Source organism: Bradyrhizobium sp. HKCCYLS3077 (assembly GCF_051167555.1).
Taxonomy (GTDB): domain Bacteria; phylum Pseudomonadota; class Alphaproteobacteria; order Rhizobiales; family Xanthobacteraceae; genus Bradyrhizobium.
The window spans coordinates 858,902-873,605 of record NZ_JBNPTH010000002.1 but is presented as its reverse complement, the minus strand read 5'-3'; the positions used below and the strand labels follow the sequence as shown (position 1 = coordinate 873,605).

Genomic DNA, 14,704 nt, shown 5'->3' with positions numbered 1-14,704 from the left:
CGAAAAGAACGAAACTGTTCCGTTCTAAAATAGAGAACGGATCTCAACAGGCAAGCCCGGAGCCCCGCTTCTGGATCGATAACTTTTCGTGAGCAGACCCTAAAATTTCCGTCATCCAATCATAGGCACGATCGGATCGGCTGGCCGCGATGACGAGCTGGAATTCAGCGCGCCGGCGGCGGACCAGCCATGCGCGCGACGAGCGTCAGCGCAGCGACAACAGGTGGGATCACGAAGCACCAGCTGCCGAGCCTGACAAACAGCAGCGCGGCCGCGCCGCAGCCGAGCGCGAAAGCCGCGACATTGACCGCCATCTGCACCAGCCGCGCGGGCGGCGGCGCCTGGCCCTTGTCGCCGACATAGATCTTGTCGGCGATGTCGATCATCACCTGCGTGGTGGTGCCGGTCATCAGGGTGGAGGGCGGCGAGGTCGGCAGATGGATCCGGTGCACGGCGTTCTGGATCGCCATCGCCGCCACCAGCACCATGCCGGTGAGGATCGCCTCGTGGCTGTCGCCGTTGTGGAACGGGCCGAAATGGATGGCGAGCGCGGCCCCGAGCACGAGTAACACAAGCTTGACGGCGATCAGGATCTCGAAGGCGCGCGACCATCTGCGCGACAGCAGCGTGCCGGTCAGCCGCGTCGCGATCACGACGACGCAGAACACTGGCAGCGCCAGCAGCTTTGCGATCGCGCCCGACGTGCCGAGCGCCAGCGCCGCGCCGAAGGTGACGAAGTTGCCGGTGACATGCGCCGTGAACAGGCCCTGCAGCGCCAGGAAGCCGGCGGTGTCGACATAGCCGGCATTGGCGCTGAGCAGCAGCGGGACGATGCGCGAGTCGGTGGTCGCCATGGTGTTTCTGCCTTCCTTCGTCAGAGCGCGTATTTCAGCTCGACGCCGATGTAGTCGGAATCGTGGCCGCCGGCGCGGCGGAGCGTATCGCCGATGTCGTAGTGCACGGCTTCGATCGCGCCGGTGAGGTTGGCATTGAAGCGGTAGTCGGCGCGCAGCTGCGCATAGGCGCCGGACCACAGACTGCCCTGCCCGGCGGTGCCGGCCACCGCGACATTGGGCTGGACGTAGATCGCGTCCGACACCGTCGCGCGCCATTGCAGGCCCACCGCGGCCATGAACGACAGCGCGGCGGTCGGCTTCACCGTCAGCGACGGCTTGAGGTGGATCAGGTTGGTGTAGCCCGTGAAACCGGCGAGCGAGAAATAGTAGCCGTTCGGGAACAGCGGATTGAAGGTCTCGATCCTGTCGTCGCCGCGATGGCGGTCGCCGGAGGCGCCGTCGAGCTGCAGGCCGATGCGCGGCTGCCAGGCGACATCGGCGAAGGTGTAGCCGGCGCGCGCGCCGGCGCCCCAGGCGCGGATCTGCTTGGCGCCGACCGAGCCCGCCTGCCCCATGGCTTCGAGGTCCCAGTCGAAGCCGGCGAGCTTGCCGGCGAAGCGGAGGTCCAGCACGTGGCGCTGCTCGAGGCCCGCGGCGTCGAGGAAGCGGGCATTATCGCGCTGGTAGTAGGAGTAGTACGCCGACAGCTCGTTGGTGCCGAGCACCTGGCGTTCGACGCGGAAGGTGTGGAACAGGAACTTGCCGTTCGAGGTGTCGTCGAACGGCCGCACCAGATTGTACTGCACCGGCTGGCTGACGAAGCCGATGAAGCGCCAGGGACCGCTCTCCCAGTCGCCCCACAGCGCATCGAAGGACTGGCGCACGTTCGGCCCGTCGCGCGAGGAGACGAAGCGCTGCAGGTCGAAGTCGAAATCCTGCCGGCCGACACGGGCCTTGAACGTGCCCTGCTCCGTCGTGTTGACGTAGGCGAGGAAAGCCAGCCGGAGGTCGAGCGGGTTCTGGTCGACCGAGGTGATGTTCGCCTTGCCGAAGGCTCTCGCGTCCTCAAGCTGGACGAACGCCTGCCAGTGCTCGTCGAAATGCGCGTCGGCATGGATCTGCAGCCGTTGCAGGACGTGGGAATCGGGCTTGGCGCCGCCGACGCCGAAGCTCGCCGCGTCCAGGCTCTCGAATCGCTCGCGCAGGGTCATGCCGAACGAGACGTAGCTCTGCGGCACGCCGGCCTGCAGCGGAATGTACTTGATCGGATCGAACGGCTGCGTGCGCAGCGCCGGATTGGCAAGAACGGACCAATCCTCCTGCCAACGGTTGGTGCGGATGGCGGGACGGGCGTCCTCGGCAACGGCGAGGCCGCACGACATCGCGACCATCGCAAGCGCGGCCGCCGTCCTCGTCAGTGCCTGACCCGTCCGCACGCGTGTCCCCATCGGGTTACTTTACCAGCGCGTGGATCTCCGCGACATAGCCGCCGGGAAACTGCACCAAGGCCTGCTCGCGCTTGTCGGCGGTGAAGGGCTCGACCAGCACGGTCGCGCCCGACGCCTTGGCCTTGTCGAGCGTCGCCTTGAGGTCGGCGACCTCATAGCCGGTCATCTCGCGGCCGAACGGAAATGGCAGATGGCCGTCGGTGACGAGCACGGTCATGCGGCCGAACACCGACTCGATGCGGATGCGCCGGTAGCGATCGTTGGGACGGCCGATCTCGACGCCGGGCGCCTTGGCCTCGTCGGAAACGACCTTGCCTTTCGCAAAGCGGAGGAAGGCGCGCGTGAAGGCTTCGGCGCGATCAGCCGAGACATAGACGCGGTTCTCCGGAACCGTCTCGAACGCCGCATAGGACGGCTTGGTCGTGTGCCAGTAGAGCTGCATGTTGACGCCGCCCGGCCACTGGATCACGGCATCGCGGCCGATCGGGTCGGGGAACGGCGAGACCACGACGTCGGCGCCGGCGGCCTTGGCCGCCTTGATGGCGGCGTCCATGTCGGTGACGAGATAGCCGGTGCGCTCGGCGCCGAACGGATATGGGATCGGAGTCTTGAAGCCGAACAGCGACACCGTGCCGACCGGCGTCTGCAGCAGCTGCGAGGTCGTGCTGCTCGGCGTCGGTGTCACCGTTGCGACGACCTGCTTGGTGCTCTGGCCGCCGAAGGTCGCCAGGAAGCTGGTGACGAACTTCTCGACATCGTCGGGCGCGACATAGACATGCGTCGTGTCGTATTGCGCGCCGACTCCAATGAGGGGCGCAGCGTCCTTGGCGAGCGCGGGAGCGGCGAGCAGCGTGGCGGCGACAAGTGCGCCGAGCAGATGACGGGAGCGGACCATGACAACCTCAGACAAATAGAAACCGGATCAGGCGCGGCGGGCACGCCAGGACATGATGGACACGAGCACCAGGCCTGCGATCAGGCCGAGATGCTCGAAGAAGGCATTAAGCGCCATGAAGCGGTCATGGCCCTCCATGTGCCAGAAGTCGTTGGCGGTGAGCATCGCGACGAAGGTGAGCACGCCGAGCGCTCCGGCACCGAGCCAGACGAACCGGTTGACCACGACGAGCAGCGAGCCGATCAGCTCGACGGCGATCGCGGCGATCGCCCACAGCGCCGCCGGCTGCAGGCCGAAATGGGCCTGCTCGGCGACCGCGCCTGGGAAGTCCGTCAGCTTCTGGACGCCGCCGATCAGATAGGCGGAGACCAGCGCGAGCCGAGCCAGCGGCCACAGCCACGGATGGCCGAGCACCGCGGCGATCGGCCGGGGCGTATCGGACAATGCCGCCATCTCAGACCGCCCAGCAGGCGCAGCCGAGCGCGCCCCAGAAGCTCTTGACGTCGGCGACCGGCAGCTGGCTCGACCAGGAGCGGGCGTGGTCGTGGCCGTGCACGCCGCAGGCATTGGCGCAGCCGCACATCTGCATCGCCTGCGCACGCACGGCGCCATTGTCGTCCTTCGCGAGCCACGCGCCGTAGCCGCCGAAACGGCGCACCGGCGACCAATCCGGCATCGCCGGCGGTGGTTCGGCATCGTCGAGCGCCTTGAAGTCGGACGCCGCGTAGACCACGCGGCCGCCGACCATGGTGAGGTGGCTGGTGATGTCGGCGATCTCGGCCTCGGCGCAGGAGAAGTAGTCGCGATCCGGCACGATCAGGTCGGCGAACTGGCCGACTTCGATGCGGCCCTTCCGGTCCTCCTCGTTGGAGAACCAGGTGACGTTCTCGGTCCACATCCGCAGCGCCGTCTCGCGATCGAGACAATTGCGTTGCGGATACAGCCGCAGGCCGCCGACCGTGCGCCCCGTCACGAGCCACGACAGCGAGACCCAGGGATTGTAGGACGCGACCCGCGTCGCGTCGGTGCCGGCGGAGACCTTGACGCCCTTGTCCAGGATCTTCTTCACCGGCGGCGTCGCCTCGGCCGCGCCAAACCCGTAGCGCTCGACGAAGTATTCGCCCTGATAGGCCATGCGGTGCTGCACGGCGATGCCGCCGCCCAGCGCGGCGATGCGATCGATCGACCGGTCGGAGATGGTCTCGGCATGGTCGAAGAACCAGTTGATGCCGTCGAGCGGCGTATCCTGGTTGACTGTTTCGAACACGTCGAGCGCGCGCGAGATGGTCTCGTCATAGGTCGCGTGCAGCCGCCACGGCCATTTGTTCTGCACGAGGATGCGCACGACCTCTTCGAGCTCGCCTTCCATCTCCGGCGGCATGTCCGGCCGCGGCACGCGGAAATCCTCGAAATCGGCGGCCGAGAACACCAGCATCTCGCCGGCGCCGTTGTGGCGGAAATAGTCGTTGCCCTGCTTGTAGGACGAGCTCTGCGTCCAGCGCAGGAAGTCGTCCTTCTCGCCCTTCGGCTTCTGCGTGAACAAATTGTAGGCGAGCCGGATCGTGAGCTGGCCGTCATCGGACAGCTTCTGGATCACGGCATAGTCGTCGGGATAGTTCTGGAAGCCACCGCCGGCGTCGATCGCGCCGGTGACGCCGAGCCGGTTCAGCTCGCGCATGAAGTGGCGCGTGGAGTTGAGCTGGTAGTCGAACGGCAGCTTCGGTCCCTTGGCCAGCGTCGCGTAGAGGATGGCCGCGTTCGGCTTGGCCAGCAGCAGCCCCGTGGGATTGCCTTGCGCGTCGCGCACGATCTCGCCGCCCGGCGGCTGCGGCGTGTCCTTGTCATAGCCGACGGCGCGCAGCGCGGCGCCGTTCAGGATCGCACGATCATACAGATGCAGCAGGAACACCGGCGTATCCGGCGCGACCGCATTGAGCTCGTCGATCGTCGGCAGGCGCTTCTCGACGAACTGATGCTCGGTAAAGCCGCCGACAACGCGCACCCATTGCGGCGGCGGCGTGATCGCGACCTGCGCCTTCAGCATCGCCATGGCGTCAGCGAGCGAGCGCACGCCGTCCCAGCGCAGCTCCATGTTGAAGTTGAGCCCGCCGCGGATGATGTGGAGGTGATTGTCGATCAGGCCCGGCAGCACGCGGCGGCCCTTGAGATCGATCAGCTTCGTCGCGGGGCCGGCGAGCTTCATGACGTCCTGCTCGTGGCCGACCGCCGTGAACACGCCGTCCTTGATCGCGACCGCATTGGCCTGCGGGTTGGAGCGGTCGAGCGTCGTGAACAGGCCGCGATGCAGGATGAGATCGGGATGGTCGCTCATGAGGCCTTCTCGTCTGGCGCAGGAGTGGTCGTGGTCTCCGCCCGGCCGTGATGGCCGGGCAGCAGGCCGAAGATGTGCGTGGCGCAGGCCGCCTTCTGCCAGGCCGCAGCAATGCTGCTGCCATCGAGGAGCTGCCGGCCCACGGGGATCACCTGCTCTCCGACGAGGATGCCGAGCAGGCCGACCAGCGCCACCAGAGGCGGCGCCGGCGAGCGGACCTGAAGCAGGCTGTAGATCACGCCGACCAACAGCCCTGCCCCGAGCGAGAGCAGATAGATCTTCATGATGCACCCTTGACTACTTCGCGCCGCCTTCGGAGGCGTGCTCGCCGAGCGCCCATTTGGAGAAGCGGATCTGGATGCCGTAGGGCGAATGCGCCTTGAGGATCTCCATCATGCCGTCATAGGTCTCGGCGCGCGCCCAGTCCTGCTGCAGTTCGAAGGCGAACTGGCACGAGGTGATCGGCACTGCGCCGGCCTGCACCGCGCGATCCATCGCGCGGTTGTGCGCCTCGAGCGACAGGTCGCCGCAGGCGTCGGCCGGGATGTAGATCTCGTAGCCTTCGCGCAGCATGTCCAAGGTCGGGAACAGCACGCAGGCCTCGGTCCAGAGTCCCGCGATGATGAACTTCTTGCGGCCGGTGGCGGCGACCTGCTTGCGGAAGCCGGCGTCGAGCCAGGAGTTCATCGCCGTGCGGTCGACGATGTCGTGCTCCGGAAACAGCTCGGTGATCTCCGGCATGAACGGGCCGGAGAACGAATCCTTGGCGACCGTGGTGATCACCGTCGGCAGTTTGAACAGCTTGGCCGCCTTGGCGACGATCTGGATGTTGTTGAACACGCCGAGACGGTCGTGCGACTGCACGCCCTGATACATCGCCGGCTGGTAGTCGATGAGCGCGACGGCGCAGTTCTGGGGGGTGAGCATTTCGAGCTTGGACACGTGGTTCTCCTTGAGAAGCGGATAATTGACTCAGGCCAGGGAAGCTCGCGGCGCGACGGAGGCGAACCGCCGCCATGAGACGATGCCGAGGCCGATGAACAGCAAGAGAGTGACGATCTGAGCAGCCGCAAACGGCGGCTCGCTCTGCGTCGGCGCCAGCGCGTTGAGCGCGCCGATCTTCTGGAACGACTGCACGATGGCAACGAAGACGTTGAGATAGAGCGAGAGCAGCGACGTCACGACGTAGACGCGTCCCCACCATCCCGACAGCGCGAACACATAGAGCGCGGCAGCGGCCGCCGTGAGCAGCGCGAGCAGGATGATGCCGATGATGCGCGGCGGGTCGAGGCCGAACGGCGGCAGCGGAAACCCGGTCACGCCGGTGAGGAAGGTCGTGAGCAGGAACAGCGCCGCCCACACCGCCAGATGGCGGCCCGCCAGCATGCCACCGAGCATGATGAGCCCGGAGGCAATTCCGATGAGGCTCAGCACCACGTGAATCTGAAGAAACAGACTCGTCGGAATTCCCCAGGTCATGCAACTCTCCTCTGATCAGCCCTTGATGAAAGCCAGCAAATCGGCGTTGATGGTCGCGGCCTCGGTGGTCGGCATGCCGTGCGGAAAGCCCTTGTAGGTCTTCAGCGTGCCGTTCTTGAGCAGCTTGGCCGAAAGCGGCGCGGAGTCGGCATAGGGCACGATCTGATCGTCCTCGCTGTGCATCACCAGCACCGGCAGCGTGATCTTCTTGAGATCCTCGGTGAAGTCGGTCTGCGAGAACGCGACGACGCCGTCATAATGCGCCTTGGCGCTGCCCATCATGCCCTGCCGCCACCAGTTCTGGATGACAGCCTCGGACGGCTTGGCGCCGGGCTTATTGAAGCCGTAGAACGGGCCGGCGGCGACCTCGCGGTAGAACTCCGAACGCCGGGTCGCGGTCTGGGTCTGGAAATCGTCGAACACCGACTTGGGCAAGCCGCCCGGATTGGCCGCGGTCTGCACCATCAGCGGCGGCACGGCGGCGATGATCGCGGCCTTGGCCGCGCGGCTCTCGCCGTGACGCGCGAGATAATGCACGACCTCGCCGCCGCCGGTCGAATGGCCAACATGGATGGCGTTCCTGAGGTCGAGATGCGCGGTCAGTTCCGCCAGATCGTCGGCGTAGTGGTCCATGTCGTGGCCATCGGAGACCTGGGCCGAGCGGCCGTGGCCGCGGCGATCATGGGCGATGACGCGGAAGCCATGATTGAGGAAGAACATCATCTGCGCGTCCCAATCGTCGGACGACAGCGGCCAGCCATGGCTGAACACGATCGGCTGACCGGTACCCCAGTCTTTGTAGTAAATCTCTGTACCGTCGTTGGTTTTGAGAACGGGCATGGTTTGTCTCCTGAGCCAGCCGCACGATCGCTCCGACGAATTTCGTATCGCGATCGCCAATTCCAGGTGCTATGCAGTCTCATGTGCACCTGCACAATGATCCGAGGACGCCAAAGCACTGGCTCCAGAAGCCATGGGGTAACCGAGGGGATGGCGCAGCTTCGATCCACATCGTCAGCCTGGATGCGTGGCGTCGCCAGCACGTTCAATGAGCAAGGCCTCGATGCGGCCGCGCTGTTCGCCGAGGCCGGCCTGTCGATCGCGGATCTCGAGGATTGCGATCGCCGCTGGCCCACGGAGGCCTTGAGCCGGTTGTGGGTGCTGGCGGCTGAACGCTCGGGCAATCCCGATATCGGCCTCGTCAATGTCGCAGCCCCTCGTCCGCACAATTATGGCGTCGCGGGCTATGCGATGATGTCGAGCCCGGACCTGCAGACGGGCCTGACGCGGCTGATCCGCTACATGTGCCTGGTCAGCGATGCCGTCGCGATCACGCTGGAGGACGGCCAGGGTGGCCGCTGGGTGCGCACCGACGTCTATGGCGGCGAATGCCCGATCCCGCGGCAGCGCTACGACTACGGCATCATCAATCTGCTCAATCTGTGCCGCTGGATGCTCGACCGTCCGCTGACGCCGCTCGCGGCACGCTTCACGCATGCCGTGCCGCTGTCGATCGCGGCCTACAACAGAGCGTTCCAGTCACCGCTCGAATTCGATGCCCCGTTCAACGGCTTCCTGGTGTCGGATGAGGATCTCGCCTGCAAGCTGACGACCTCGGCGCCCGAGTTGATGCCGATCCACGACCGCATCGCCGACGAGGCGCTGGAGCGGCTGGTCAAGACCGACACCGCGTATCGTGCGCGCGTCGCGATCGCCAGACTGCTTCCGGACGGCAGCCCGTTGCGCTCGGCCATCGCGGCTGCGCTTGGCTTGAGCGATCGCACCTTCCAGCGCAGGCTCGCCGACGAGGGCCTCTCGTTCAGCGATCTCGTCGACGAGACCAGGCGGGAGCTTGCCCAGCGCCATCTCGCCGATCAGCGCCTGTCGCTGACCGACATCGGCTATCTGCTCGGCTATGCCGATCAGAGCACGTTCTTCCGCGCTTCCAACCGCTGGTTTGGTGAATCGCCGGGCGAGTATCGGGCACGCATCAGCAACGGGCATTCGCGCGAGATCGAGGCCGCCCAGCAGAAGTGAGCGGCCGCGCCGCGGCGCTAGAACATGCCGTTGGTGTTGGCCGACTGCTCGGGGATCGGCTGCACCGAATCCCAGTGCTCCTCGATCTTGCCGTCCTTCAGGCGGAAGATATCGACGATCGCATTGCCGCGCGTGCCGGGCTCGCGGACGGCATGCACGCGCAGGATGACGAAATCGCCGTCGACCAGCACCTTGGTGATCTCGCTGCGGGATTGCGGATACTTCGCCTTCAGGAATTCGATGAATTTGCGAAAGCCTTCCGGGCCATCCTCGGCGCTCGGATTGTGCTGGATGTATCTGCCGAGATATTTCGAGGCGGCCGCGAAATCCTTGCGGTTCAGCCCCTGCTCATAGAAGTCGAGCACGATCTGCTTGTTGCGCTCCTCGTCGGCCGAATAGGCGCGCTCCGCCAGCGCGGGCGTCGCAACGATACCGGCAAGCGCAACAGCCAGCGCCGCGACGATTCCTGTCCTCATACAATCATCCCCTGATACCAAGCACCGTCCGTGATGATCGACGGCCCGTCCCCACGTAGCATGATCGATCGCCATCACGCGGATGGACCGCAGATTGCGGTCTCAAAACCGTGTGACCTCAGTAGAACCGGTAGAGATGATGCACCGGCCCGTGGCCATGACCGACCGTGAATCGATCGGCTGCCGCGATCGCACCGGAGATGAAGGCCTTGGCGTTGCGCACAGCCGTCTCAAGGCTTTCGCCCTTTGCCAATCCGGCGGCGACGGCCGATGACAGCGAGCAGCCGGTGCCGTGGGTGTTCTGCGTGGCGACCCGCGGCGACGGCAGGGCAATGGTGTGCTCGGCCGTGACGAGATAGTCCGTGCTCTCTGCGCCCTGCCCGTGGCCGCCCTTGATCAGCACCGCCGGGCAGCCGAGCGCGAGCAGGCGCCGGCCCTGCGCGGCAATCGCCTCCTCGGAGGTCGCGACCGCCTCGTCCAGGAGCGCCGCCGCTTCCGGCAGGTTGGGCGTGATCAGCGTCGCCTGGGGGATCAGCCGGCGGCGCAGCGCGTCGATGGCGTCCTCCGGCAGCAGCCGGGCGCCTGACGTCGCCACCATCACGGGATCGAGCACCACATGCCTGGGCGTCCAGCGGTCGAGGCTCGCCGCGATCGCCTCGGCGATCGGCGCCTGCGCCACCATGCCGATCTTGACCGCGCCGACCGCGAGATCGTTGAACACGGCGTCGATCTGGGCCGCGACGAAATCGGGCGGCACCAGGTGCACCCCGGTCACGCCGGTCGTGTTCTGGGCGGTCAGCGCCGTGAGCACCGAGGCGCCGTAGACCGACAGCGCGGCAAAGGTCTTCAGGTCGGCCTGGATACCCGCTCCGCCCGAGGAGTCGGAGCCGGCAATGGTGAGTGCGACGGGGGTGCTCATGCTCCTCTCCTAGCGCGGGCCGGTCGCGCCCGGCAAGCAGGCCCGGTCGCCGGAGAAACCGTATCGACTTCGCCGGAAAACGCTATATTGAGGCTTGAAACGCCTTCCGGAGACCTTCTGCAATGGTTCCCTTCTTCGTCCAGATCAAGTGCAAGCTCGGCCAGTCCTACGTCGTGGCCAATGCGCTGGCAGAGGCCGAGATCGCCTCGGAGATCTATTCGACGGCGGGCAATTACGACCTGCTGGTGAAGTTCTACGTCGACAACGCCACCGACATCGGCCACTTCGTGAACGAGAAGGTGCAGGTGCTGCCGGGCATCCAGGACACCCATACCATCATCACGTTCAAGGCCTTTGGCGCCAGCTAGCGTCGGTCGTTCGAGGCTGGCCGCGACAAAGGCGCCCGTCGTCACCGACGGGCGCCGAAGTCCTCAAAATGGGTCAAGCATGGTTTCGTCATGAAAGACGATGGTGGCCGATCCCGGCCTCGCGCCAGATGATCTTGGCGGGGCGGAAAGCCGGGACCCTTCGACCGCGAGGGGCAACGGGGGGACCGTCGAACAGTCCGGCTTTCCTTTTCCGCAACTTGGCGATAGGCGTCCTATAACGGGTGCCCGGCGGACCGGGTCAAGGCGAGCGAGCCGTCCGAGACAAACGATCAAGACATTGAGACGAACGCTCAAGACAGTCTGCGACGTCGTGTGAAGAGTGAGATGACAGCCGTTTCGTCCCTGCTGCCGAGTTACGGCTTCTCAGCCGCGCAGATGGACACCGCGACCAACATTGCAGCCTGGCGCGAGGCCGTCTCGACGTTCTTCGACGTCGACGAGCTCGCCTTCGGTGAAGCCGAGCCGTTCAGGGCCGACGTCGTGTCCTACGCGCTGGGCTCCATCCTGCTCGGATCGGCTCGCGCCAGCAGCCAGCGCTTCCGGCGCTCGGCGGAGACGATCGCACGCAGCGGCGTCGATCATGTCATCGTCCAGCTCTACGTCAGAGGCGGCTACACCGGCGTCGCGGGTCAACGCGCCATCAAGGTCGACGCCGGCGATCTCTGCGTGCTCGATCTCGCCCAGACACTCGAAACGCGAGCGACGCGTTTCGAGAACCTGACCATGGTGGTCCCGCGCCCCATGTTCGACGCCCGTCTGCTGCGGGTCGAGGATCTGCACGGGCTGGTGCTGCCGCATGACGGCGCCATGGCGCCGCTGCTGGCGCGGCATTTCGGCGCACTGCTCGAATGCGCCCCGCGGATGAGCTTCGACGAGTGCCACGCCGTGGTCGACGGCACGATCGCGCTCATCTCTGCCTGCCTGCGCGGCGAGCTCGAGCGGCGCGATGTCGACCGCAGCGTGACGGCCGACGCCTCGCTGCTGCGCATCCGGCAATACATCGAGTCCCAGCTGGCGAGCCCCGAGCTGAGCGCCGACGCAATCGCGCTGCATTTCGGTCTGTCGCGCGCCTCGCTGTACCGGCTGTTTGCGCCAATCGGTGGCATCGCCGACTATATCCGCAGCCGGCGGCTGCATCGCGCCTTCTTCGATCTCGCCGGCACCGGATCGCGCCAGGTGCGCATCAGCGAGGTGGCGCGGCGCTGGCAGCTCGGCACCGACGCGCATTTCACCCGGCTGTTCAAGACCGCCTATGGCATCACGCCGAGCGCCGCGCGCGAGGCGGCCATTCTCGGCCTGCAACGGCCGCAGGCCGTCGCGGAGGCTGAGCCGGCCTCGCCGCTCAGCCGTTGGATGCGAGGGATAGCAGCGCCCCGGACCGGGGAATGAGCGCGACCACGGCCGCCGGGCGCGGATCGCCCTCCTCCGCAGCCACCTCGGTCTCCTGCGCGTCGTCCTGGTCGGTGCCGACGCGCGCGATCTCCAGGTGCTTCTCGAGCTGCTCGACCGGCATCGGCCGGCCCAGCAGATAGCCTTGCGCGAAGTTGACGCCGAGCTCGCGCAACTGCTTCAATTGCTCCTCGGTCTCGACGCCTTCCGCAGTGATCTGGATGCCGAGGCCGCGCGCCAGCGTGACGACCGAGGAGATCACGGCCGCGCTTTCGTCGCGAACGCTGAGATTGGCGACGAACGATTTGTCGATCTTGATCTTGTTGAAGGGGAACGCGGTCAGCGAGCGCAGCGACGAATAGCCGGTGCCGAAATCGTCGAGCGCCAGCGAAATGCCGAGGCTCTTGAGCCGGTCGATGAAGCTCTCGTTTTCAGCGGCGCGCTCCAGCAGCACCGACTCGGTGATCTCGATCTCCAGGCGCTTCGGATCGAGGCCGGAGCGTGCCAGCGCCGACTGGATGACGTCGAACAGTTCCGCCTGCTTGAACTGGACCGGTGACAGATTGACCGCGACCTTGAGATCATCGGGCCAGGCGGTGGCGTCGTCGCAGGCGCGACCGATGATCCACTCGCCGAGCGGCACGATCAGTCCGGTCGATTCCGCCAGCGGGATGAACTTGTCCGGAGGCACCAATCCCTTGACCGGGTGACGCCAGCGCACCAGCGCCTCGACGCCGCGGCGCTCGCGCGTGTCGGCGTCGTAGAACGGCTGGTAGTGCACCTCGAACTGACACTGCGCGATGGCGTCGCGCAGGTCGCCTTCGAGCGTGTTGCGCGCCTCGAGCTCGGCGGACATCGCGTCGTCATAGAGCGTGTAGCAGCTGCGGCCAGCGGACTTCGAGCGGTAGAGCGCGAGGTCTGCCTTCTTGAGCAGATGCTCCTGGTCGTGGCCGTGCTCCGGGGCCAGCGAGATGCCGATGCTGGTGCCGATCTCGACGCGCTGTCCGCTGATCTGGAACGGCTCGGCGATCAGCCGCGTGATACGCTGGGCGAGCTCGGTCGCGGCCAAGCGCTGGTCGCCGGCACCGGCCTGGATCAGCGCGAACTCGTCGCCGCCGAGGCGGGCCAGCACGTCCTTGGAACGGAGCTGCGAGCGCAGCCGCTGTGCCACCTGCACCAGCAGCTCGTCGCCGGCGCCGTGGCCGAGCGAGTCGTTGACGTTCTTGAAGCGGTCGAGGTCGAGCAGGAAGACGGTGAAGCGGCCGTTCCTTTCGTCGTTGATGCGCTCCATCTCCTCGAGGAAGAAGGCGCGGTTCGACAGCCCGGTCAGCGCGTCGGTCTGCGCGAGCTCGAGCACGCGGCGGTTGGCGAGCGCGAGCTGCTGCGCGTTGCGGCTCGACAGCGCGAGATAGACGGCGAGAAAGATCGTCGTCGCCAGCCCGGCCGCATACAACGCAAGCGCCCGGTTGTGGCTCACCACCAGGCCGCCGCCGGCGGGCGCGGCCTGGAACACCCAATCGGCATCGCCGATGCGCAAGGTGGTGGACCAGATGCTCGGATCGGCCGGCCAGCGCTGCGGATCGACGCCTGAGGCATTGATGACGCGCTCGGGCGGCAGCAGGTTGATCTGCAGTGCCGGGCTGTTCGGATTGTTCGCACGCACCGACTGCAGCAGCATCGGCAGATCGAACACGCCGACGATGAAGCCGGAGAGATTGCGGCGGCGGTCGGCCACCGTGGTGCGCGACGTGCCCTTGGCATAGACGGGGATGCCGATCATCACCGCGTTGTTGCGCTCGTTCTGATTGATGAGATTCTGCCGCGTGCGCAGCGCGCCGATCACGTCGTAGTCGCGCGACTGCTCCAGCACGGCGCGATGATCGGGGATGCTCCAATAGTCCAGGCCGTAGACGGGCGAGGTCTTGGCCTCGGTGGAGAAATAGACCGGGAAGTACTCGTCACTTTCCGGCGCGACCGTGCCGTCCGGATAGGACTTGATGCGGAAGGCCGGGACGCCGTCGGTGATCGCGGCGGCTTCATATTCGCCGCGCTCCTTGCGCTTGATGCGCGGCAGCCAGGCGAGGCGCAGCATGCCGCGATGGGCTTCGAACAGGCGCGCGCTGAAGGTCTGATACTCGCTGCGGGTGATGTCGTCGTTGGCGGATTCGAAGCGGGTGCGCAGCGCGGTCAGCCGGCTGACATATTCGTTGACGCCGTTCTGCACCAGGATCGCCTGGGCTTCGGCGACACCTTCGAAGTCGGTCCGCGCCAGCCGGTTCTCCCAGCGGCCGACGGCCACCGTGCCGACAACTGACAGCACCACGCCGATGCATGCGGCGATGATGGCGGGACGATAGAGCCGGTATTTTGATAACGACGCGCGCAGCCTTTCACGCCCGCTACCGTTGCGAGCATCATCACGTCGTTGCAGCGTCGGTGCGCTGTACTCTTCAACCTGCAATATGGCCCCCGCCTGACGGCTGCCCCTCACTCACACGAGGGAC

Annotated in this window: 15 protein-coding genes; 3 read left to right on the top strand and 12 right to left on the bottom strand. The window is 66.3% G+C overall.

Annotated features, from left to right (window positions below; genetic code table 11):
- Positions 1-164 precede the first annotated feature (164 nt).
- The 9 genes from ACQR0Z_RS10155 to ACQR0Z_RS10115 are packed head-to-tail and all read right to left on the bottom strand — an operon-like array spanning position 165 to position 7,830.
- On the bottom strand, positions 165-854 hold the full coding sequence (locus ACQR0Z_RS10155; RefSeq protein ID WP_434918501.1) for a YoaK family protein: 690 nt from the start codon (positions 852-854) through the stop codon (positions 165-167).
- 20 nt (positions 855-874) lie between these two features.
- Positions 875-2,284: an alginate export family protein gene (locus tag ACQR0Z_RS10150; protein ID WP_434918500.1), complete on the bottom strand. Its 1,410-nt coding sequence runs from the start codon at positions 2,282-2,284 to the stop codon at positions 875-877.
- A 4-nt stretch (positions 2,285-2,288) separates the two neighbouring features.
- Positions 2,289-3,179 (bottom strand): glyoxalase, encoded by an 891-nt coding sequence (locus ACQR0Z_RS10145; RefSeq protein ID WP_434918499.1) that lies wholly within the window; start codon positions 3,177-3,179, stop codon positions 2,289-2,291.
- 27 nt (positions 3,180-3,206) lie between these two features.
- Positions 3,207-3,632: a DoxX family protein gene (locus tag ACQR0Z_RS10140; protein WP_434918498.1), complete on the bottom strand. Its 426-nt coding sequence runs from the start codon at positions 3,630-3,632 to the stop codon at positions 3,207-3,209.
- Position 3,633: 1 nt separating this feature from the next.
- Complete coding sequence (locus tag ACQR0Z_RS10135; RefSeq protein WP_434918497.1) at positions 3,634-5,511, bottom strand: amidohydrolase; 1,878 nt, start codon at positions 5,509-5,511, stop codon at positions 3,634-3,636.
- Entirely contained in the window at positions 5,508-5,795 is a 288-nt protein-coding gene (locus tag ACQR0Z_RS10130) for a XapX domain-containing protein (protein ID WP_434918496.1), read from the bottom strand. The genes ACQR0Z_RS10135 and ACQR0Z_RS10130 overlap by 4 nt, the downstream gene beginning before the upstream one ends.
- Before the next feature lie 13 nt (positions 5,796-5,808).
- Entirely contained in the window at positions 5,809-6,453 is a 645-nt protein-coding gene (locus ACQR0Z_RS10125; protein WP_434859535.1) for a hydrolase, read from the bottom strand.
- Between the two features lie 30 nt (positions 6,454-6,483).
- Positions 6,484-6,990, bottom strand: a complete 507-nt coding sequence (locus ACQR0Z_RS10120) for a hypothetical protein (RefSeq protein WP_434918495.1) — start codon at positions 6,988-6,990, stop codon at positions 6,484-6,486.
- A gap of 15 nt (positions 6,991-7,005) precedes the next feature.
- A complete protein-coding gene (locus tag ACQR0Z_RS10115) occupies positions 7,006-7,830 on the bottom strand; it encodes an alpha/beta fold hydrolase (protein ID WP_434918494.1) in 825 nt (274 codons plus the stop codon).
- Between the two features lie 150 nt (positions 7,831-7,980).
- Here ACQR0Z_RS10115 and ACQR0Z_RS10110 point away from each other — a divergent pair, with 150 nt between their 5' ends.
- Positions 7,981-9,027: an AraC family transcriptional regulator gene (locus ACQR0Z_RS10110; RefSeq protein ID WP_434918493.1), complete on the top strand. Its 1,047-nt coding sequence runs from the start codon at positions 7,981-7,983 to the stop codon at positions 9,025-9,027.
- A 17-nt stretch (positions 9,028-9,044) separates the two neighbouring features.
- On the opposite strand, the gene ACQR0Z_RS10105 is transcribed toward ACQR0Z_RS10110, so the two are convergent.
- Together ACQR0Z_RS10105 and thiD are read right to left on the bottom strand one after the other, a co-directional pair.
- Positions 9,045-9,503 carry a nuclear transport factor 2 family protein gene (locus tag ACQR0Z_RS10105; protein WP_434859531.1) on the bottom strand — a complete coding sequence of 153 codons (459 nt, stop codon included), beginning with the start codon at positions 9,501-9,503 and terminating at the stop codon, positions 9,045-9,047.
- Positions 9,504-9,621: 118 nt separating this feature from the next.
- Positions 9,622-10,422, bottom strand: a complete 801-nt coding sequence (thiD, locus tag ACQR0Z_RS10100) for a bifunctional hydroxymethylpyrimidine kinase/phosphomethylpyrimidine kinase (RefSeq protein ID WP_434918492.1) — start codon at positions 10,420-10,422, stop codon at positions 9,622-9,624.
- A gap of 122 nt (positions 10,423-10,544) precedes the next feature.
- On the opposite strand from thiD, the gene ACQR0Z_RS10095 reads away from it, so the two are divergent.
- A complete protein-coding gene (locus ACQR0Z_RS10095; RefSeq protein ID WP_434859529.1) occupies positions 10,545-10,790 on the top strand; it encodes an Lrp/AsnC ligand binding domain-containing protein in 246 nt (81 codons plus the stop codon).
- Positions 10,791-11,135: 345 nt separating this feature from the next.
- Positions 11,136-12,200: a helix-turn-helix domain-containing protein gene (locus ACQR0Z_RS10090; RefSeq protein ID WP_434918491.1), complete on the top strand. Its 1,065-nt coding sequence runs from the start codon at positions 11,136-11,138 to the stop codon at positions 12,198-12,200.
- Here ACQR0Z_RS10090 and ACQR0Z_RS10085 read toward each other — a convergent pair.
- A complete protein-coding gene (locus ACQR0Z_RS10085) occupies positions 12,154-14,661 on the bottom strand; it encodes a bifunctional diguanylate cyclase/phosphodiesterase (RefSeq protein ID WP_434859527.1) in 2,508 nt (835 codons plus the stop codon). The two genes, ACQR0Z_RS10090 and ACQR0Z_RS10085, sit on opposite strands and share 47 nt — an antisense overlap.
- Positions 14,662-14,704: the final 43 nt, after the last annotated feature.

Bases quoted from the DNA above. Each gene is read 5' to 3' on its own strand.
- ACQR0Z_RS10145 (WP_434918499.1), bottom strand. From the start codon at position 3,179: ATGGTCCGCTCCCGTCATCTGCTCGGCGCACTTGTCGCCGCCACGCTG.
- ACQR0Z_RS10130 (WP_434918496.1), bottom strand. From the start codon at position 5,795: ATGAAGATCTATCTGCTCTCGCTCGGGGCAGGGCTGTTGGTCGGCGTG.
- ACQR0Z_RS10115 (WP_434918494.1), bottom strand. From the start codon at position 7,830: ATGCCCGTTCTCAAAACCAACGACGGTACAGAGATTTACTACAAAGAC.
- ACQR0Z_RS10110 (WP_434918493.1), top strand. From the start codon at position 7,981: ATGGCGCAGCTTCGATCCACATCGTCAGCCTGGATGCGTGGCGTCGCC.
- ACQR0Z_RS10105 (WP_434859531.1), bottom strand. From the start codon at position 9,503: ATGAGGACAGGAATCGTCGCGGCGCTGGCTGTTGCGCTTGCCGGTATC.
- ACQR0Z_RS10140 (WP_434918498.1), bottom strand. From the start codon at position 3,632: ATGGCGGCATTGTCCGATACGCCCCGGCCGATCGCCGCGGTGCTCGGC.
- ACQR0Z_RS10120 (WP_434918495.1), bottom strand. From the start codon at position 6,990: ATGACCTGGGGAATTCCGACGAGTCTGTTTCTTCAGATTCACGTGGTG.
- thiD (WP_434918492.1), bottom strand. From the start codon at position 10,422: ATGAGCACCCCCGTCGCACTCACCATTGCCGGCTCCGACTCCTCGGGC.
- ACQR0Z_RS10095 (WP_434859529.1), top strand. From the start codon at position 10,545: ATGGTTCCCTTCTTCGTCCAGATCAAGTGCAAGCTCGGCCAGTCCTAC.
- ACQR0Z_RS10090 (WP_434918491.1), top strand. From the start codon at position 11,136: ATGACAGCCGTTTCGTCCCTGCTGCCGAGTTACGGCTTCTCAGCCGCG.
- ACQR0Z_RS10155 (WP_434918501.1), bottom strand. From the start codon at position 854: ATGGCGACCACCGACTCGCGCATCGTCCCGCTGCTGCTCAGCGCCAAT.
- ACQR0Z_RS10150 (WP_434918500.1), bottom strand. From the start codon at position 2,284: ATGGGGACACGCGTGCGGACGGGTCAGGCACTGACGAGGACGGCGGCC.
- ACQR0Z_RS10135 (WP_434918497.1), bottom strand. From the start codon at position 5,511: ATGAGCGACCATCCCGATCTCATCCTGCATCGCGGCCTGTTCACGACG.